Here is an 18,281-nt window from a genome sequence, read left to right as displayed (position 1 = left end):
TGCATCTTGCCCCAGACCGTGCCCCAGAAACGCGAAAGGCCCCACCACCCGTTGGGTGGCAGGGCCTTCGGTCACGGCGCGATTACTTGCGCTTGGCGACCTTGCGCACGGCCTTCTTGGCCGGAGCCTTCTTGGCGGCGACCTTCTTCAGCGGCGCAGCCTTCTTGGCGACCGTCTTGCGGGTGGCGGCAACCTTCTTGCCCACCGCCTTCTTGGCAACGGCGGTCTTCTTGCCGACAACCTTCTTGGCAGCAGCGCTCTTCTTGCCGACGGCCTTCTTGGCGACAGCAGCCTTCTTGCCGACAACCTTCTTGGCGGCCGCGGTCTTCCTGGTGGCGACCTTCTTGGTAGCGGCAACCTTCTTGCCGACAACCTTCTTCGCAGCCACGGCCTTCTTGCCAGCGACCTTCTTGGCGGCGACGGTCTTCTTGGCCACGGCCTTCTTGGCGGTGGCGACCTTCTTGCCGACAACCTTCTTGGCGGCCGCGGTCTTCTTGGCAACGGTCTTCTTCGCGACGGCGGCCTTCTTGGTGGCAGCCTTCTTCACGGTAGCGACCTTCTTGCCAGCAGCCTTGGTGGCAGCCTTGGTGGTCTTCTTGGCAGCGGCGGCCTTCTTGGTCACGGCCTTGCCTGCAGCCGCCTTCTTCTTGGCCACTTCCTTCTTCAGGGCAGCGGCTTCGGCCTTGGCGTTCTTCTTGGCGGCTTCCAGCTTCTTCTTGGCGTTGGCAACAGTCTTGCCGACCGACTTGGCAGCCTTCTCGGCCTTCTTGGCAACGGTCTTCTCGACCTTCGCCACGGCCTTCTTGGCCTTGGCAACGCGGGTGCCGGCAGCCTTGGTGGCGCGCTTGACGGTCTTCTTGACCGACTTCACTGCGTCTTCGGCAGCGTGGGCGATGGTCTCGCCAACGTTGGTGGCGGTTTCTTTGACGTTCTCGACGGCGTCGGTCACGACCGACACACCATTACCGTTGCTCATGTTGCCCTCCTGCGGGCCTTAAGTATCAAAACGGGGCGATGCTATACCGACATTGACGATCGTGGAACGGGGCATGCGCCCGCAATCGCATCTGCTGCGACGGTAATGGTGTAGCCCAGCACCCTCTCGAGCACAGTGGGTTGACAGGAAACCCCTTTTTTTCAGTGCTGCGCCGCACGGTGCGGGTAGCGGCAGGTGCTGCCTGCGCGCACCTGCCAGAGTGCTGCGAAAGGCATGCGATATGGCGCATCGCGGCACCAGGATGCGCAGAACTGCGCAAGTATCAGCCTGTATCCACACGCGCTTCGGCAGACGTCGGCACATTGCGAAGCACGCCCGACGTTGTCGCCACCGCCCCACAGATGGCGACGCCGACCCGCGTTCCGGGCGCCCGGTTTTCATGGCGCATTTATCCAGATCGCGACACACTCATTCAGCTTGTTTTACCGTAGGGCCGAACCGCCCCCACCCACGCCAGCGAACCGACTCCCATGCGACCGCTTCCCACCCTGCTCACGCTCGCAATCGCCGCCGCCTTCGGTGGCTTCGTTGCCACCGGCATCAATGCCCACCTGGACAACCGTGCCGACGCCGCGCCGCTGCCTGCGGTACTACCGACCACGGCGGCATTGCCGGCCTCGGTGGCCGGACAGGCGGTGCCGTCGCTGGCACCGATGCTGGAGAAGGCGATGCCGGCCGTGGTCAGCGTCAACACCAAGCAGGTGGTGCGCGTGCGCAACCCCTTCTTCAACGACCCGTTCTTCCGCCGCCTGTTCCCGGACATCCCGCAGGAACGCATCAACGAATCGCTGGGCTCGGGCGTGATCATCGACGCCAAGGAGGGCCTGGTGCTGACCAACCACCACGTCATCGACAACGCCGATGACGTGCAGGTGACACTGGCCGACGGACGCACGGTCAAGGCCGAGTTCCTCGGTTCGGACCGCGATACCGACATCGCGCTGATCCGCATCCCGGCGCAGAACCTGACCGACATCAAGCTCGGCAACAGCGACCAGCTGCGGGTGGGCGACTTCGTGGTGGCGATCGGCAACCCGTTCGGCTTCAGCCAGACGGTCACCTCGGGCATCGTCTCGGCGGTGGGCCGCAGCGGCATCCGCGGGCTGGGCTACCAGAACTTCATCCAGACCGATGCGTCGATCAACCCGGGCAACTCCGGTGGCGCACTGGTCGACCTGCAGGGCCAGCTGGTCGGCATCAATACCGCCAGCTTCAACCCGCAGGGCAGCATGGCCGGCAACATCGGCCTGGGCCTGGCGATCCCCTCCAACCTGGCGCGCAGCGTGGTCGACCAGCTGGTCAAGCACGGCGTAGTGGTGCGCGGCACGCTGGGCGTGGAGAGCCAGAACCTGACCGCGCAGATCGCGCAGGGGCTGGGCCTGGGCGAAACGCGGGGTGCGCTGATCACCCGCGTGCTGGCCGGTTCGGCCGCTGCGACCGCCGGCCTGAAGCCGGGCGACGTGGTGGTCTCGGCCAACGGCCAGCGCGTGGACAGCGCAGAAGCCCTGCACAACGTGGAAGGCCTGGCGGCGGTCGGCAGCACGCTGACGCTGGACGTGCGCCGCGAGGGCAAGCCGCTGCAGATCAAGGCAACCTTGAAGGAACAGGCGCGCGCGGTCACCGGCGAGAGCCTGGACCCGCGCCTGACCGGGGCCACCTTCGTCGACCTGCCCGAGTCGCTGCGCCAGTCCGGTGTCGGTGGCGTGCTGGTCAGCGAGGTCAAGCGCGGCAGCCGCGCGGCCACCAACGGCCTGCAGCAGGGCGACATCATCACCGATGCCACCGTGGGCGAATTCGCCGACCTGGCCAGCTGGCGCGCCAACTTCCAGCAGCGCCCGCCGACCCTGGTGATACGCGTGCTGCGCAACAATGGCCAGCAGCAGGGCCAGCTCGTGATGCGCTGATCGCCCTGCCGTAACACCCCCTATACCCCGGCAATGCTATTGCTGTCAGTCCAGGTCGGCACCGCCGACTCCCGTTCCCCCATCGCAACAGGAGTGATTCGATGAGCCCCACCAATACCGAGAACCTGAAGGAACACCTGGGTGAAGCCGGTTCCCATCTGAAGCAGGCCGCGTCGGCCGCCGGCGGTGCGATCAAGGGTGCAACCGGCGCAGCCGGCGACGAACTGCGCATCGGCAAGGCCAACGTCAAGGCTGAACTGTCCGACAGCGCGCTGTCCGGCCTGGCCGCCGCCGAGTTTGGTGGTGCAGCCGCCAAGGAACAGGTCGACGCGCTGATGGACAAGGGCAAGGACCTGATCGACAGCGCCGCTGAGCTGATCCGTGAACGTCCGCTGGCCTCGTTCGGTGTCGCCTTCGCTGCCGGCTGGATCATCGCCAAGCTGGCCCGCGGCAGCAGCGACAAGTAAGCCGCGGCGTGAGCGAAGACAACGCGCAAGCGCCTGATCCGGCGGCTACCCCGCCGCTGGATGAGAGCATCCGCCAGGTCGGCGCGGCCGGTCGTGCCGCTGCCGATTCTGCCAAGCACACGCTGCGCTCGCTGCGCCGGTTGGCCTCGGCCGACTTCGCGCTGGCGCGTAGTGCATTCGGTCGCGCGCTGGCCTGGGCCGGCGTGGCGATCGTGTTCGGTGCCTCGGCCTGGCTGCTGATGGCCGCCACCCTCATCGCCCTGCTGCAGAGCTGGGGCCTGAGCTGGCTGCAGGCGCTGCTGATCACCTCGCTGCTGAGCCTGGCCGTCACCGGTTATGCGATCTGGCGGGTGTCCTACTTCTTCCACCACACCGGCATGCACGCTACCCGGCGCCAGCTGTCACGCCTGGGCCTGTTCGACGAACCCAGCGAAGAGGATCCCGATGCCGAGGTGCAGCTGCCCGAGGGCAAGCCATGAAGTTCGGCGCGCTGCAACGGCGGGTGAAACGCTGCGAACAGGTGGTGACCGTGCGCCTGGGCGAAACCCAGGACCACTGGTCCACGCTCAGCGACGTCTGGCGAAAGGGCTGGTCGCCGCTGCGCATCGTGGTGGTCGGCCTGGCCGGTGGCTTCATCGCCGGCAAGCTGGAAGTGCCGGGCAAGGTCAACGGTGCCCGCTGGCTGCAGATGGTGGGTTCGGTCTCGAACCTGTTCGCCAGTGCACAGGCGGCGTTCGCCACGGCGATGGCGGCACAGGCCGCAGCCACTGCCGACGACGCGGCTGAGGAAGCCGACGAAGCCAGCGAACAGGCACAGGCGGCGGCCTCCGCTGCCGAGCCACGGCCGGCACCGGCTCCACGCTCCGTGCCGGAGCCAGAGCCGGACCCGCGCGGACCGCATCCGGCCGAAGCGGCCACCGAGCTGTCCGAACGTTGATCCATGGAATCCGCCGCGCCGATCGCGGCCGGCGGATAATGCGCTCCCCTTCCCGGTTGGTGCGTCGATGAGCGAGTCCCTCCTGTCCCCGTCACCGGCCGGCCCCGAACAGCCCGACGCCCCGTTGCCGCCACCGTCGCGTCCACGCGGACCGATGTCGCTGGTGGTGCTGGCGACCCTGGCGGTGGGCTACACGCTGTGGGCGGCACAGGACATCATCCTGCCGGTGCTGCTGGCGATGTTCTTCGCACTGGTCGGCAATCCGATCCTGCGCCTGCTGCAGAAGCTGTGGATTCCACGTGCGCTGGGCGCTCTGCTGATCCTCGGCGCGGGCCTGGGCGTGACCGGTTCGCTGGCGGTGCAGTTGATCGGCCCGGCAATGGAATGGGCACAGGAAGCACCGCAGCAGCTGCGCAAGATCGCCCGCCAGGTGCAGGACCTGACCAAGCCGGTGCAGCAGGCCAACCAGGCTGCGGAGAACTTCGCCCGCGTGGCCGGTGGCGACAGCAACCGCAAGGTGCAGGTGATCCGCGCCCAGCTCGATGACCCGTACCGCATGTTGACCCGTGCGCCGCGGCTGGCCGCCTCGGTGCTGGCGGTGGTGCTGCTGACCCTGTTCTTCATGATCTACGGGCAGAGCCTGCAACGCGCGGCGATCGCCTTGTTCCCGAACCGTCAGCAGCAGCGCTTCACCAGTGACATCCTGCGTTCGATCGAGCGCGAGGTGTCGCGCTATGTGTTGACCATCAGCGTGATCAACACCCTGGTCGGGCTGGTGTTCGCCGGCGTACTGATGCTGCTCGGCATCGGCCTGCAGGAAGCGTTGCTGTGGGGCACGGTGGCCGCACTGCTGAATTTCGCTCCGTATGTGGGTCCGTTGATCGGCGTGGCGCTGATGCTGCTGATGGGCTTCGTGGAATTCCGCGACCCGCTGCAGGCCCTGCTGCCGGCCGCCGCCTACCTGGGCCTGCACACCCTGGAAGGGCAGATGGTGACCCCGATCGTGCTGGGCCGTCGCATGAAACTGTCGCCACTGGTGCTGATCCTTGCGCTGATGGTGTTCGGCTGGGCCTGGGGCATGATCGGGCTGCTGCTGGCGGTGCCGCTGCTGGTCTGCATCAAGCTGGTGCTGGCGCGGTTGGACGGGATGCAGGGCTGGGCGCGTCTGCTGGAATGAAAGCCCGCGCGGGCAGGGGTAGAATGGCGGGGTGAATTTCCCCGTCCAAGCCATCACCCTCGACCTTGACGACACGCTGTGGCCGTTCGCTCCGATCGGCGCCCGCATCGACCTGGTCTTGCACGAGTGGATGCGTGAACACAGCCCCGCCACGGCCGAGATGTATCCGGTGGCGGCGATGCGCGAACTGCGCGAGCGCCTGTACCACGCCCATCCGCACCTCCATCACGACCTGAGCGCACTGCGCCGGCTGACCCTGCACGAAGCGCTGCACACCAGTGGTGCCAGCCTGGATCTGCTGGAGCCGGCGTATGACGTGTTCTTCGCCGCGCGCAACCAGGTCGAGTGCTACCCCGATGCGATCGACGCACTGGCACGGATTGCCGCGCGGGTGCCGGTGGCGGCGCTGAGCAACGGCAATGCCGATCTGGAGCGGATCGGCCTGGCCCATCATTTCGCCTTCCAGCTGGGCGCGCGCGAACACGGCGCGGCCAAGCCGGAGGCGAGCATCTTCCACGCCGCCTGCGCCCGCCTGGGTGTTGCGCCGGCGCAGGTACTGCACGTCGGCGACCACGCCGAAATGGACGTGGCCGGGGCGATCGCTGCCGGCCTGCGCGGCTGCTGGATCAACCGCGAAGCAGCCACCTGGACCCATCCGCAGCTGCAGCCGGACCTGCAGTTCGACACCCTCACCGGCCTGGCCGACTGGTTGGATGCCAACCTCGACGCTGCCGCACCCCGGAGTACCTGACGCATGAGCGAGATCACTGGTTTCACTGCCGACACCGCCGCAGCACTGCCGCTGTACGTGCTGGACCGCGAGCAGTTCGCGTCCTGGAAGGACGGCCAGCCGGCCGCCACCCAGGCATGGCTGGCGTCGCAGGGCTTCACCTCCGGTGCCTTCACCACGGCGTTGCTGCCCGGCGCCGATGGCCTGGCCGGTGCGGTGATCGGCGTGGGTGATCGTGGCGATGCCTACAGCTACTCGCATGCCCCGCACGCGCTGCCGGAAGGCAGCGTGTGGCAGCTGGCCAGCGAACTGCCGGCCGCCGAACAGGCGCTGCTGCAGCTGGGCTGGGGCCTGGGCAGCTACCGCTTCGACCGCTACCGCAAGCGCCACCGTGCACCGGCGCAGCTGGTGGCGGCGCCGACCGGTGAAGTGGCCGACCTGATCGCCGCCAGCCTGCGCGTGCGCGACTGGGTCAACACCCCGACCGAAGACATGGGTCCGCAGCAGCTGGAAGACGCCGCGCGCGCGCTGGCCGATGCGCACGGTGCGCAGGTCGAGGCGATCACCGGCGATGAACTGCTGAAGCAGAACTTCCCGGCCATCCATGCCGTCGGCCGCGCCTCGCACCGCGCACCGCGCCTGGTCGTGCTGCGCTGGGGCAAGGACACCGATCCGGCACTGGTGCTGGTCGGCAAGGGCGTGTGCTTCGATACCGGCGGCCTGGACATCAAACCGGCCGACGGCATGCGCAACATGAAGAAGGACATGGGCGGTGCCGCGCATGCACTGGCCCTGGCAGGCCTGGTGATGGCGCGCGGCCTGCCGGTGCGCCTGACCCTGCTGGTGCCGGCGGTGGAAAACGCGATCGGCCCCGATGCCTTCCGCCCGGGCGAAGTGATCGCCACCCGCAAGGGCCTGAGCGTGGAGATCGACAACACCGACGCCGAAGGCCGCGTGATCCTGTGCGATGCGCTGACCTTCGCCAGCGAACAGAAACCGGACCTGGTGCTGGACTTCGCCACCCTCACCGGCGCCGCGCGCATCGCGCTGGGCCCGGACCTGCCGGCGCTCTTCAGCAACGACGACAGCGTGGCGCAGCAGTGGCTGCAGGCCGGCGACGCGACCCGCGACCCGGTCTGGCGCATGCCGCTGTGGCGCCCCTACCTGCGTTACCTGAGCAGCGGCATCGCCGACCTGGCCAACGCCGGTTCGCGCATGGCCGGCTCGGTCACCGCCGCGCTGTACCTGGAACGCTTCCTGGAAGACGGCCAGCGCTGGGCGCACCTGGACGTGTACGCCTGGAACGACGGCGAACGCCCGGGCCGTCCGGCTGGCGGTGAAGCACTGGCGCTGCGTTCGGCGTGGGCGATGCTGAAGCAGCGCTACAGCTGATCGGGTGGGTGCCGACCTTGGTCGGCACGCCGTCCCCGGCAAACTTGACGAAAAATTGAATACCGGGCCTGGAAGGGTTCTGCGAGGATGTGTGGGTCGACCACCCACACGCTCCGTGAAGGCAGGACTCCGACCATGTCGCTCTTCCGCTATACCCGCGCCGGCCAGACACCGGGCGCGCCGCGCAGGCATTCCCCACTGCTCTGGATCGCACTGATCGCACTCATTCTGGGTGCGGTGGCGCTGGCCTTCGCCTGGTTGGCCGGCTGGATTGGCGGCCGCCTGACCGCGCAGCGCTTCACCGACACCATCGAGGCCACCGGCCCGGCCCATCCGGGCTTCCGCCGTGCGCACAGCAAGGGCGTGTGTGTAAGCGGTTGGTTCGAACCCAGTGCGCAGGCCCCCACCCTGTCCAGCGCCCGCGTGTTCTCGCAGCGCCGCGTGCCGGTGATGGGCCGCCTGTCGATCGGCGGCGGCGACCCGTACGGCGCCGACAACACCGCACGCGTACGCAGCCTCGCGGTACAGATGGTCAGCGATGATGGCCAGGAATGGCGCATGGCGATGAACAGCTTCCCGTTCTTCGCCGTGCCCAACGCCGAGGCGTTCTACGAGCAGACGCGCGCCTCCATCCCGGACCCGGCCACCGGCAAGCCAGACCCGCAGAAAATGGCCGCGGTGCTGGCGAAATACCCCAGTGCACAAGCGTTCCAGCAGTGGGCCAAGACCGCGCCGTGGACCAGCAGCTGGGCCGACACCACCTTCAACAGCGTCAACAGCTTCTGGTTCACCAACGCGCAGGGCCAGAAACGCGCGGTGCGCTGGCGCTGGCAGCCGCAGGCGCCGGTGGTGGAGATGGATGCGGAAACGCGCAAGAACGCCAGCGTCGATTTCCTCAGCCAGGAACTGCAGCAGCGCCTGGCCAGCGGCCCGGTGCGCTGGAACCTGGTCGTGACCACCGCCGAGCCCGGCGATGCCATCGATGATCCGTCGGTACCGTGGCCCGAATCGCGTGATCAGGTGGTGGCCGGCGTGCTCAGCCTGGACCGCATGCAGTCGCAGGAACAGGGCGCGTGCGGCCAGATCAATTTCGATCCGCTGATCCTGCCCAGTGGCGTGCGTGGCAGTGACGATCCGATCCTGGCGGCCCGCTCCGCCGTGTACTCGCAGTCCTTCAACCGCCGCGAACGCGAGCGCGCCACCGGCAACGTCGAGCAACCGAAGGAGGCCGCACGATGAGCACCGGCAACGGCCACTTCAACCTGCTCGCGCGCGTGCTGCACTGGTCCATGGCACTGATGATCATCGCCATGCTGTTCATCGGCGTGACCATGGTCGCTTCGTTGCATCTGCGGCCGATGCTGATCGATCTGCATCGCCCGTTGGGCATCGCCATCGGCGTACTGGTGCTGCTACGCCTGTACAACCGGCTGCGCCATCGCCCGCCACCGCTGCCGGCGGATCTTCCCGTATGGCAGGTGATGGCGGCCAAGGCCTCGCACTGGATGCTGTATGCACTGATGCTGGCGATGCCACTGATCGGCTGGGCGATGCTGTCGGCCGGCGGTTACCCGATCGTGCTGTGGGGCGGCCTGCACCTGCCGCCGATCGTGCCGCACACCCCGGCGCTGTATGCCGCGTTGCGTAACGCGCACAGCCTGCTGGCCTATGTGTTGTTCGCCACGGTGCTGATGCATGTGGGTGCGGCGCTGTTCCACCTGTGGGTGCGGCGCGATGGCGTGTTCCAGGCGATGGCGCGCGGGAAGGATTGATCGGGTTCGCCGGGAGTTCCCGGCGGATCGTTTCCGCGACCGCGGGGGGTGTCACTTTTCTTTTCGCGCGAAAAGAAAAGTAACCAAAAGAAACGCGCCGCCAGAGCGCGAGCCGGTGCTGCGCACCGGTGCCCCGTGCTTCTCGGTGAATCAGGGGACGGCGCCGAACTCGCTGCGCTCAAGCAGCGGCGCCTCTTCGCCCCTGATTCCCCTGCGATGCTCGGCTCGCTCAAGGCGGACCCAAGGTCAAATGCCACAGCTGCACCCAGTAGATCCACGCCATGCGTGGATGCCGTTGCCGTTGCCGTTGCCGTTGCCGTTGACCTTGACCTTGACCTTGACCTTCCAGTCCGCCTTCAAGCGAGCCGAGCACCGCAGGTCCGGCGAGGGCGAAGAGGTGCGGGTGTCTGAGCGCAGCGAGTTCCCGCGCCGTCCCTCGACGGACCGAGGAGCGCAGGGCACCGGCGTGCGCAGCACGCCGGCTCGCGGCCGGCGGAGCGTTTCTTTGGTTACTTTCTTTGCGCGCAAAGAAAGTGACACCTCTCCGCAGGCGCGGAAATGATCCGCTACAACCACCCCTTCTGCCGCGCCAGCCGGTACGCCTCGATCCGATTTGCCACGCCCAGCTTGCCGATGCACTCGGACAGGTAATTGCGCACCGTACCGTGCGACAACCCCAGCTGCTCGGCGATCTCGCTGGCGGTGCGGCCCTCGCCCGCCAGCCGCAGCACGCGGCGTTCGCGGTCGGTCAGCGGGTCGGCCTGCGACCACGCATCCAGTGCCAGCTGCGGGTCGATCGCGCGGATGCCCTGCTTCACCTTGCGCAGGGCATCGGCCAGGTTCTCGGCCGGTGCGTCCTTCAGCAGGTAGCCCAGCACGCCCGCCTCCAGCGCGCGGCGCAGGAAACCGGCACGGGCGAAGGTGGTCACGATCACCACCTTGATCGGCAGTTCGTGGCGGGCGATGCGTTGCGCCAGCTCCAGCCCGCTCAGGCCCGGCATCTCGATGTCGGTCACCAGAATGTCCGGCTGCAGCTGCTGCAGCATCCGCCAGGCGGCCTCGCCATCGGCAGCACTGCCCAGCACTTCGATGTCCGGCTCCAGGCCCAACAGAGCCGACAGTGCGCCGCGCACCATGGCCTGGTCTTCGGCCAGCAGGATGCGGATCATGCGGCACCGTCCTGCGCCAACGACGTGGGCGACAGCGGCGTGGTCGCGGCCATCAACGGCACGCGTACCGTCAGCACGGTGCCCGCCCCGCGCGGCGACTGCAGCGTCAACTGGCCACCCAGTGCTGCGGCCCGCTCACGCATGCCACTCAACCCATTGCCCTCGGCCTGCACGCCGCCACGGCCGTCATCGCGTATCTGCATCGCCAACTGTCGTTCCTCAAGCATGAAATCCACCTGCACCCGGGTCGCCTGCGCATGGCGCACGATGTTGGTCGCCGCCTCGCGCAGCACCAATGCCAGCCCGCGCTCCACCTCCACCGGCATCGCAGGTGGCGTCGTGTACTGCAGATGTACCTGCTGGCATTCCAGCAGCAGGCGCGCCGATGCCAGCTCGCCAGCAAGGTCGCTGGCGCGGATGCCGGTCACTGCACTGCGCACCTGTGCCAGCGCTTCGCGTGCAATGTCCTCGGCCTCGCCGATCTCCTGCCGTGCACGCGCGTCATCGCGATCGTAGAGCTTGCGTGCCAGCTCCAGCTTCAGCGTGATCAGCGACAGCGTGTGCCCCAGCAGATCATGCAGGTCGCGGCCGATACGCTCGCGCTCGGCGGTGGTGGCCAGTCGCCGCACCTCGTCCTGCGACAGCTGCAGGGCAACGTCGCGCTGCTGGCTCAGGGCCTCCACGTTCACCACCAGCCCGACGATGAACGACACCGCCGGCATCCACACCATGGCCTGCCACGGATAGCCGAAGTACAGCGCGGTGCCGCAGAACAGCAGGTTCAGCGCGGTCAGCTGCAGCAGGTACGCCCACCAGCTGCTGCGCCCGCTCATGCGGATCATCACGCAGCCGAACACGAAGTAGCTCAGTCCCGAGGGGTACCAGGGCAGCAGTACCAGGGCCATCACGATCATGCCCAGCGCATAGCGCCACCCATGGTGCCGTGGCGACAGCATCACCCTGGCATAGAGCAGCAGGAACAACGGATAGCTGAGCAGGGTCAGCAGCAGCCAGCGCAGCGTGAAGCCATTGCCCAGCACCGGGGTGAGGAAGATCCATACCGACCACAGCAGGTGGATCGCTCCGCTCCAGGGCGACTTGCCACGTCGCAGCAGTTCGGCCACGGCCGAATCCGGCGCAGGGCGCAGCAGGGACGCAAGCCAGCTCGACGACACGGGAGAATCCAGGCGGGGACGATCGCTGCCGATCATGCCAGTTCAGCCGATCCGGCGCAGGCGACGGCGCGCCAGCAGCAGCGCGACCACCGTGACCGCCAGCAGCACCAGCAGATGGCCGGCCACGCTGCCCACCGACGGCAGCCCGACCACCGGCAGCGCCAGCTGCGCCAGATGCCAGGTCGGCCACAGTGGTGCCATCGTCGAGAACAGCATGGGCAGCGCAGACAGCGGCAGCCACAGGCCCGACAGCAGGGCCAGCGGCAGGTAGACCAGATTGACCATCGCCGGTGCCGCGCTGGCACTGACATGGCTGCCGATCAGCAGGCCAATCGCCCCCAGCGGCAGCGCCGCCAGGCCCGCCACCGCCAGCAGCTGCACCATCTGAAACGCCTGCAGCTGCACGCCACCGAGCACGCGCGCGACGCCGATCAGCAGTAACGCCACCAGCAGCGCGAACATCACCGCCATCGCCAGCCGTGCCAGCAGCGGTGCCGCCGCCGGCATCGGCAGCGCGCGCTTGAGAGTCAGCAGGCCGCCTTCACGATCCAGCGCCAACTGCACGCCGAAGCCGAACAGGGCCGGGGCCATCGCGCCGAACACGCAGTAGGTGGCCAACAGGTACAACGGCGCATGACCACGCCCCAGCAGCACGCCGAACAGCAGATAGAACAGCACCGGGAATAGCAACGAGGGCACCGCGAACGCCGGCGTGCGCCAGGCGCGGCGCAGTTCGGCCTGCAGCTCGGCGCGGTAGGGGCGCAGTACGCGGCGCCATGAGGCTGCTGGCGCGCTGGCGGTACGGATCAGGGTGTTCATGCGGCCTCCCGGGTCAGATCGAGGAAAGCGTCGGCCAGCGCCGCGCCCTGTACTTCCAGTTCGCGCAGCTGCGCATCGGCGGCCAGCAGGCGCGCCACCACAGGCTCGGCCGGGCTCGCCAGCAGCTGCAGGTGCTCGCCGTCGCGCTGCACCTCCTGCACGCCCGGCCACTGCTGCACGTCCGCAATGGGCAACCCGCTGCGGCAGCGGATGCGGCGCGGCCGATCGGCCAGGCGCAGCTCGCTCAGCGGCGCGTCGGCCAGGACCCGGCCCTGCTCCAGCACCACCACCTGCTGCGCCAGCGCTTCGGCTTCCTCCAGGTAATGGGTGGTCAGCAGCACACCACAGCCTTCGGCCACCAGCTGCCGGATCGCCTGCCACATCGCCTGCCGCGCCTGGATGTCCAGGCCGGTGGTGGGCTCGTCCAGGAACAGCACGCGCGGGCGGCCACACAGCGCGATGGCGAATTGCACGGCGCGCTGCTGGCCACCTGACAGCTGGCCGTAGCGGCGGCGCGCGAGCGCCTGCAGGCCAGCGCGCTGCAGCACCTCCTGCAACGGCAACGGGTCGGGATAGCAGGCGCTGGCCTGCGCCACCAGTTCGTCCACCTGCAGCATCGGCGGCAGGCTGGTGCTCTGCAGCATCACGCCCAGGCCGATACGGCTGGCGCGCTGCTGCGGGTCACCGCCAAGCAGCTCGACCTGTCCGGCGTCGGCGCGGCGCAGACCCAACAGCACGCTGATCGCGGTACTCTTGCCGGCACCGTTGCGGCCCAACAGCGCCAGCACCTGGCCAGCGCGTACCTGCAGATCGATGCCATGCAGGGCGGTATGGTCGCTATAGCGCACCTGCACCTGCTGCAGGCGGGCCAGCGACGGGGCGATCGGATCCATGGGCGGTACCGGTAGCGGGGACGTTGCCATCCTGTGCCGCCGTGGTCACATTTCGCAGTTGCCGCCGTCAGTGTCATCGGGTGACAGCTGTCACTGCCGTCATCGCTGTGCCTGCCTTCATGCTGTGCCGCACGCTCCACCGCCGGAACCGCCGCCGTCCGCTCTTCCGGCCACACCCGCCCGAACGTCTGTGATGGAACGAATGAACGCTTCTGCCGAGCTGTTGAAGGAACTCCGTATCGACCGCAAGTCCCCGCCGCCCGCCTCCGGAGGGAGTGGCAGTGGTGGTGGCCGCCGCTGGCTGTGGATCGCGATCATCGTGATCGTGTTGCTGCTGGCCGCTGCTGCCTTCGCCCTGTTCGGGCGTACGCCGGCGGTAGACGTGGAAACCGCACCGGCGGTGGCCATCCAGCAGGGCAACGCCAGCAGTTCGGTGCTCGACGCCAGCGGCTATGTAGTTGCGCGGCGCATGGCCACCGTCTCGGCCAAGATCACCGGCAAGGTTCGCGAGGTGATGATCGAGGAAGGCATGCGCGTGGAGCAGGGCCAGATCATGGCCACGCTGGACCCGATCGATGCCGACGCGCAGCGCAGCCTGTATGCCTCGCAGCTGCAGGCCGCACGCAGCCAGGTGGCCGGTCTGGAGGCACAGCAGAAGCAGGCCGCCGCCGAAGCCAGCCGCCTGCAGGCACTGGTCGGCCAGCAGCTGGTGTCGCGCTCGCAGTACGACCAGGCGGTGGCCCAGCGCGACAGCCTGCGGGCACAGCTGGACACCGCACAGCGCAACGTCAAGGTGGCCAACGACCAGCTGGCCATCGCCGACCTGGGCGTGGACAACAACATCGTGCGCGCGCCGTTCTCCGGCGTGGTCACCGCCAAGGCTGCGCAGCCCGGCGAAATCGTTTCGCCGCTGTCGGCCGGCGGCGGCTTTACCCGCACCGGCATCGGCACCATCGTCGACATGGACTCGCTGGAGATCGAAGTCGAGGTCGGCGAAGCCTTCATCGGCCGCGTGCAGCCGAAGATGCCGGTGGAAGCCACGCTCAATGCCTACCCGGAATGGAAGATTCCCGGCGAGGTGATCGCCATCATCCCCACCGCCGACCGCGGCAAGGCCACGGTGAAAGTGCGCGTGGCGCTGAAGGTGAAAGACCCGCGCATCGTGCCGGAGATGGGCGTGCGCGTCAGCTTCCTGGAGCAGGCGCAGCCGCAGGCGGCCGCCAAGCCGCAGGGCGTGCGCGTGCCGGCGGGCGCCGTGGTGCAGCGCGAGAGCGCCTCGGTGGCCTTCGTGCTGGGTGATGAGAACCGCGTACAGCAGCGCACGGTCGAGGCCGGCCAGGCGATGGGCAAAGACCGCCAGATCCTCAAGGGCGTGAGCGCGGGTGAATCGGTGGTGGTCAACCCGCCCGACACCCTGCACGATGGCGCCAAGGTGCAACAGAAACAAGCGCAGTAACGGCCTGGCGCCCATGGGCGCCGCCGGCAACACCGCTCGACGCACGCCTGCGGCCACCGCAGGTGCGCTTCCCCGTTTCCCGCCTTCCGTGGAGAACCACCCATGTCGACCCTGGTTTCATTGCGCAACATCACCAAGACCTACCAGCGTGGCCCCGAAAAGGTGCAGGTGCTGCACGGCATCGACCTGGACATCGCCAGCGGCGACTTCGTCGCGCTGATGGGCCCGTCCGGCTCGGGCAAGACCACCCTGCTCAACCTGATCGGCGGCTTGGACAACCCCAGCGGCGGCGAGATCAGCATCGAAGGCGAGCGCATCGACCAGATGAGCGGCGGCCAGCTGTCGACCTGGCGCAGCCACCACGTCGGCTTCGTGTTCCAGTTCTACAACCTGATGCCGATGCTGACCGCGCAGAAGAACGTGGAACTGCCACTGCTGCTGACCCACCTCAATGCGGCGCAGCGCAAGCGCAACGCCGAGATCGCGCTGACCCTGGTCGGCCTGGCCGACCGCCGCAGCCACCGCCCGAATGAACTGTCCGGCGGCCAGCAGCAGCGCGTGGCGATCGCGCGGGCGATCGTCTCCGACCCTACTTTCCTGATCTGCGACGAACCGACCGGCGACCTCGACCGCCAGTCTGCCGAGGAAATCCTGGGCCTGCTGCAGCAGCTCAACCGCGAGCACGGCAAGACCATCATCATGGTCACCCATGACCCGAAGGCCGCCGAGTACGCCACGCACACGGTGCACCTGGACAAGGGCGAGCTGGCCGACGCGCCGCTGGCCCACTGACGGAGGCTACGGCGATGAAGTATTTCTCCCTGGTGTGGGCGCAGCTGTTCCGCAGCCGCACCCGTACATTGCTGACCCTGCTGTCGGTGGTGGCTGCGTTCCTGCTGTTCGGCATGCTCGATTCGGTACGCGTGGCGTTCAATTCCGGCGGCAGCGTGGAGGGCGCCAATCGGCTGGTGGTGGCGTCGCGGCTGTCGATCACCCAGTCTCTGCCGATCCGCCTGGAAACGCAGATCCGCCAGGTGGCCGGTGTGCGTGATGTGGCCTACGGCATGTGGTTCGGCGGCATCTACCAGGATCCGAAGAACTTCTTCCCGAACTTCTCGGTGTCACCCAACTACTTCGATGTCTACCGCGAGCTGCAGATCGACCCGGCGCAGCTGGAGGACTGGAAGCAGACCCGCACCGGTGCCATCGTCGGCGAGACCCTGGCCAAGCAGTTCGGCTGGAAGATCGGCGACACCATCCCGCTGCAGGCAACCATCTTCCCGCGTGGCGGCAGCAATGACTGGCCGTTGGAACTGAAGGGCATCTTCCGCTCGAAGGACCGCACACAGGCGGGCAACGAAGAACGCCAGTTGATGATGAACTGGAAGTACTTCGACGAATCCAACGACTACATCAAGAACCAGGTGAGCTACTACACGATCACCCTGGACAACCCGGACCATGCCTCGCGGGTGGCGCAGGCGATCGACGCGATCTCAGCCAACTCCGACCACGAGACCAAGACCCAGTCCGAATCGGCGTTCCAGCAGGCGTTCGTCAAGCAGTTTGCCGACATCGGCATGATCGTCACGTCGATCATGGGCGCGGTGTTCTTCACCCTGCTGCTGTTGACCGGCAACACCATGGCGCAGGCGGTGCGCGAGCGCGTGCCCGAACTGGCCACGCTGAAGACGCTGGGCTTCAAGGATGGCACCGTGCTGTCGCTGGTGATGATCGAGTCGGTGCTGCTGGTGGGCCTTGGCGGCCTGCTCGGCATGGTGCTGGCCTCGCTGGTGCTGCCGGTGGTGGCCGCGAACTTCGGCGGCGTGCTGCCCGCGCATGTGCCGTGGAATACTTGGCTGCTGGGCGTCGCCCTGGTGCTGCTGATCGGCACCATTGTCGGCCTGCTGCCCGCGCTGCGTGCCAAGCGCCTGAAGATCGTCGACGCACTGGCCGGCCGCTGAGGAGAACGCAGACATGTTCAAGAGCAAACTCAAGAAGTGGCTGGGCAACGGCGTGACGGTGCTGCTGCTGGTGATCGGCCTGGTGCTGTGGATCAGCCTGCCGTGGATCGGCGTGCTGGCCGTGGCCGTGCTGGTGGCACTGTGGCTGCTGCTGACCCGCGGTGGGCGACTTGCACTGGCCGCCACCCGCATCGGCGTGGCCAGCCTGCCGCAGCGCTGGGGCGCGTCCTCGGTGATCGTGGTCGGCATCGCTGGCGTGGTCGGCGTGCTGGTGGCGATGCTGGCGATGGGCGAAGGCTTCCAGGCCACGCTCAACAACACCGGCGATGACACCACCGCCATCGTGCTGCGCGGCGGCTCGCAGGCCGAAATCAACTCGGTCATCACCCGCGAACAGGTGCCGACGCTGTCCACCCTGCCCGGCATCAGCCGCGATGCCGAAGGCCGGCCGCTGCTGTCACCGGAGCTGTCGCAGGTGGTCAACCTGGTATCGAAGTCTGATGGCACCGACGTCAACGCGCAGTTCCGCGGCGTCGGCCCGCAGGCGTGGGCGGTGCATGACAAGGTCAAGATCGTCGAAGGCCGCACGTTCGCCACCGGCCTGCGCGAGATCGTGGTCGGCCAGGGCGCCAAGGGCCAGTTCCGCGATCTGGATGTGGGCAAGACGCTGACGCTGGGCAACCAGACCTGGACCGTGGTGGGTGTGTTCGCCACCGGCGATGCGCATGACTCGGAACTGTGGACCGACGCCGATACGCTGGCCACCACCTACCAGCGCAGTGCGTGGCAGTCGATCAGCGTGCGCACCGATGGCAAGGCCGGCTTCGAGCAGTTCAAGGCCGCCGTCGCCGCCGACCCGCGCCTGAAACTGGACGTGGAAACCACCCGCGTCTACTACAGCAAGCAGGGCGGCGGGCTGACCAAGCTGATCGACATCCTCGGCAAGGTGATCGGCACCATCATGGCGGTCGGTGCGGTGTTCGGCGCGCTCAACACCATGTACGCGGCGGTCGCCACGCGTGCGCGCGAGATCGCCACCATGCGCGCGATCGGCTTCCGCGGCCTGCCGGTGGTGACGGCGGTGATGCTGGAGACGATGCTGCTGGCCCTGCTGGGAGGCCTGCTGGGGTGTGCGGTGGCATGGCTGCTGTTCAATGGCTACAGCGTGTCCACCATCGGCAGCAACTTCAGCGCGGTGGTTTTCAAGTTCCATGTGTCGCCGGAACTGCTGTGGACCGGACTGAAATGGGCGCTGGGTATCGGCCTTGTCGGCGGCCTGTTCCCGGCGCTGCGCGCGGCGCGTTTGCCCATCACCACGGCGTTGCGCGAAACCTGAGCATCACGCAGCGATACAACGCGCATTGCGCAGGGGACGGAGCGAACGCTCCGTCCCTTTTTCTTGCGCGTCATCCGCGAATGGCGTGGATCT

The 18,281-nt window shown here is 67.7% G+C and carries 18 protein-coding genes; 13 read left to right on the top strand and 5 right to left on the bottom strand.

All coding sequences use genetic code 11. From position 1 onward, the window contains the following. Window positions 1–82: 82 nt before the first annotated feature. Complete coding sequence (locus ACZK5G_RS01450; protein WP_317218200.1) at window positions 83–976, bottom strand: histone; 894 nt, start codon at window positions 974–976, stop codon at window positions 83–85. A gap of 491 nt (window positions 977–1,467) precedes the next feature. Here ACZK5G_RS01450 and ACZK5G_RS01445 point away from each other — a divergent pair, with 491 nt between their 5' ends. The 9 genes from ACZK5G_RS01445 to ACZK5G_RS01405 all read left to right on the top strand — a co-directional run bounded on the left by ACZK5G_RS01445 (window position 1,468) and on the right by ACZK5G_RS01405 (window position 9,376). Further along, complete coding sequence (locus ACZK5G_RS01445) at window positions 1,468–2,901, top strand: Do family serine endopeptidase (RefSeq protein WP_049421476.1); 1,434 nt, start codon at window positions 1,468–1,470, stop codon at window positions 2,899–2,901. Window positions 2,902–3,002: 101 nt separating this feature from the next. Next, a complete protein-coding gene (locus ACZK5G_RS01440) occupies window positions 3,003–3,368 on the top strand; it encodes a hypothetical protein (RefSeq protein ID WP_032128158.1) in 366 nt (121 codons plus the stop codon). Between the two features lie 8 nt (window positions 3,369–3,376). Next, window positions 3,377–3,847 (top strand): phage holin family protein, encoded by a 471-nt coding sequence (locus ACZK5G_RS01435; protein WP_478465088.1) that lies wholly within the window; start codon window positions 3,377–3,379, stop codon window positions 3,845–3,847. Next, on the top strand, window positions 3,844–4,305 hold the full coding sequence (locus ACZK5G_RS01430) for a protein sip-5 (RefSeq protein ID WP_293794230.1): 462 nt from the start codon (window positions 3,844–3,846) through the stop codon (window positions 4,303–4,305). The genes ACZK5G_RS01435 and ACZK5G_RS01430 overlap by 4 nt, the downstream gene beginning before the upstream one ends. Window positions 4,306–4,372: 67 nt before the next feature. Beyond that, window positions 4,373–5,482 carry an AI-2E family transporter gene (locus tag ACZK5G_RS01425; protein WP_032128161.1) on the top strand — a complete coding sequence of 370 codons (1,110 nt, stop codon included), beginning with the start codon at window positions 4,373–4,375 and terminating at the stop codon, window positions 5,480–5,482. A gap of 31 nt (window positions 5,483–5,513) precedes the next feature. Beyond that, entirely contained in the window at window positions 5,514–6,233 is a 720-nt protein-coding gene (locus ACZK5G_RS01420) for an HAD family hydrolase (protein ID WP_032128162.1), read from the top strand. 3 nt (window positions 6,234–6,236) lie between these two features. Further along, on the top strand, window positions 6,237–7,604 hold the full coding sequence (locus ACZK5G_RS01415) for a leucyl aminopeptidase family protein (RefSeq protein WP_478465086.1): 1,368 nt from the start codon (window positions 6,237–6,239) through the stop codon (window positions 7,602–7,604). A 135-nt stretch (window positions 7,605–7,739) separates the two neighbouring features. Beyond that, window positions 7,740–8,843 carry a catalase family peroxidase gene (locus tag ACZK5G_RS01410; protein WP_478450318.1) on the top strand — a complete coding sequence of 368 codons (1,104 nt, stop codon included), beginning with the start codon at window positions 7,740–7,742 and terminating at the stop codon, window positions 8,841–8,843. Further along, window positions 8,840–9,376: a cytochrome b gene (locus ACZK5G_RS01405; protein WP_012509795.1), complete on the top strand. Its 537-nt coding sequence runs from the start codon at window positions 8,840–8,842 to the stop codon at window positions 9,374–9,376. Before ACZK5G_RS01410 ends, ACZK5G_RS01405 begins: the two co-directional genes overlap by 4 nt. 566 nt (window positions 9,377–9,942) lie before the next feature. On the opposite strand, the gene ACZK5G_RS01400 is transcribed toward ACZK5G_RS01405, so the two are convergent. The 4 genes from ACZK5G_RS01400 to ACZK5G_RS01385 are packed head-to-tail and all read right to left on the bottom strand — an operon-like array spanning window position 9,943 to window position 13,432. After that, a complete protein-coding gene (locus tag ACZK5G_RS01400; RefSeq protein ID WP_005407733.1) occupies window positions 9,943–10,545 on the bottom strand; it encodes a response regulator transcription factor in 603 nt (200 codons plus the stop codon). Further along, complete coding sequence (locus ACZK5G_RS01395) at window positions 10,542–11,756, bottom strand: sensor histidine kinase (RefSeq protein WP_478465084.1); 1,215 nt, start codon at window positions 11,754–11,756, stop codon at window positions 10,542–10,544. The genes ACZK5G_RS01400 and ACZK5G_RS01395 overlap by 4 nt, the downstream gene beginning before the upstream one ends. A gap of 6 nt (window positions 11,757–11,762) precedes the next feature. Then, window positions 11,763–12,539: an ABC transporter permease gene (locus tag ACZK5G_RS01390; RefSeq protein WP_478465082.1), complete on the bottom strand. Its 777-nt coding sequence runs from the start codon at window positions 12,537–12,539 to the stop codon at window positions 11,763–11,765. Then, entirely contained in the window at window positions 12,536–13,432 is an 897-nt protein-coding gene (locus ACZK5G_RS01385; protein WP_478465081.1) for an ABC transporter ATP-binding protein, read from the bottom strand. Before ACZK5G_RS01385 ends, ACZK5G_RS01390 begins: the two co-directional genes overlap by 4 nt. 202 nt (window positions 13,433–13,634) lie before the next feature. On the opposite strand from ACZK5G_RS01385, the gene ACZK5G_RS01380 reads away from it, so the two are divergent. The 4 genes from ACZK5G_RS01380 to ACZK5G_RS01365 all read left to right on the top strand — a co-directional run bounded on the left by ACZK5G_RS01380 (window position 13,635) and on the right by ACZK5G_RS01365 (window position 18,188). Further along, window positions 13,635–14,888, top strand: coding sequence for an efflux RND transporter periplasmic adaptor subunit (locus ACZK5G_RS01380; RefSeq protein ID WP_478465079.1), 1,254 nt, complete (start codon window positions 13,635–13,637; stop codon window positions 14,886–14,888). Between the two features lie 102 nt (window positions 14,889–14,990). After that, window positions 14,991–15,680, top strand: a complete 690-nt coding sequence (locus ACZK5G_RS01375) for an ABC transporter ATP-binding protein (protein ID WP_049399872.1) — start codon at window positions 14,991–14,993, stop codon at window positions 15,678–15,680. A 14-nt stretch (window positions 15,681–15,694) separates the two neighbouring features. After that, window positions 15,695–16,852: an ABC transporter permease gene (locus tag ACZK5G_RS01370; protein WP_134951784.1), complete on the top strand. Its 1,158-nt coding sequence runs from the start codon at window positions 15,695–15,697 to the stop codon at window positions 16,850–16,852. Between the two features lie 13 nt (window positions 16,853–16,865). Beyond that, a complete protein-coding gene (locus ACZK5G_RS01365; RefSeq protein WP_279912844.1) occupies window positions 16,866–18,188 on the top strand; it encodes an ABC transporter permease in 1,323 nt (440 codons plus the stop codon). Window positions 18,189–18,281: the final 93 nt, after the last annotated feature.

The organism is Stenotrophomonas sp. 62841_Sma (assembly GCF_056482945.1).
Note: the sequence above shows the minus strand (reverse complement) of the source record. Positions and strands in the feature narration are given on the sequence as shown.

Bases quoted from the DNA above. Each gene is read 5' to 3' on its own strand.
- ACZK5G_RS01445 (WP_049421476.1), top strand. From the start codon at position 1,468: ATGCGACCGCTTCCCACCCTGCTCACGCTCGCAATCGCCGCCGCCTTC.
- ACZK5G_RS01375 (WP_049399872.1), top strand. From the start codon at position 14,991: ATGTCGACCCTGGTTTCATTGCGCAACATCACCAAGACCTACCAGCGT.
- ACZK5G_RS01365 (WP_279912844.1), top strand. From the start codon at position 16,866: ATGTTCAAGAGCAAACTCAAGAAGTGGCTGGGCAACGGCGTGACGGTG.
- ACZK5G_RS01395 (WP_478465084.1), bottom strand. From the start codon at position 11,756: ATGATCGGCAGCGATCGTCCCCGCCTGGATTCTCCCGTGTCGTCGAGC.
- ACZK5G_RS01385 (WP_478465081.1), bottom strand. From the start codon at position 13,432: ATGGATCCGATCGCCCCGTCGCTGGCCCGCCTGCAGCAGGTGCAGGTG.
- ACZK5G_RS01425 (WP_032128161.1), top strand. From the start codon at position 4,373: ATGAGCGAGTCCCTCCTGTCCCCGTCACCGGCCGGCCCCGAACAGCCC.
- ACZK5G_RS01370 (WP_134951784.1), top strand. From the start codon at position 15,695: ATGAAGTATTTCTCCCTGGTGTGGGCGCAGCTGTTCCGCAGCCGCACC.
- ACZK5G_RS01405 (WP_012509795.1), top strand. From the start codon at position 8,840: ATGAGCACCGGCAACGGCCACTTCAACCTGCTCGCGCGCGTGCTGCAC.
- ACZK5G_RS01415 (WP_478465086.1), top strand. From the start codon at position 6,237: ATGAGCGAGATCACTGGTTTCACTGCCGACACCGCCGCAGCACTGCCG.
- ACZK5G_RS01430 (WP_293794230.1), top strand. From the start codon at position 3,844: ATGAAGTTCGGCGCGCTGCAACGGCGGGTGAAACGCTGCGAACAGGTG.
- ACZK5G_RS01440 (WP_032128158.1), top strand. From the start codon at position 3,003: ATGAGCCCCACCAATACCGAGAACCTGAAGGAACACCTGGGTGAAGCC.
- ACZK5G_RS01390 (WP_478465082.1), bottom strand. From the start codon at position 12,539: ATGAACACCCTGATCCGTACCGCCAGCGCGCCAGCAGCCTCATGGCGC.
- ACZK5G_RS01380 (WP_478465079.1), top strand. From the start codon at position 13,635: ATGAACGCTTCTGCCGAGCTGTTGAAGGAACTCCGTATCGACCGCAAG.
- ACZK5G_RS01450 (WP_317218200.1), bottom strand. From the start codon at position 976: ATGAGCAACGGTAATGGTGTGTCGGTCGTGACCGACGCCGTCGAGAAC.
- ACZK5G_RS01410 (WP_478450318.1), top strand. From the start codon at position 7,740: ATGTCGCTCTTCCGCTATACCCGCGCCGGCCAGACACCGGGCGCGCCG.
- ACZK5G_RS01400 (WP_005407733.1), bottom strand. From the start codon at position 10,545: ATGATCCGCATCCTGCTGGCCGAAGACCAGGCCATGGTGCGCGGCGCA.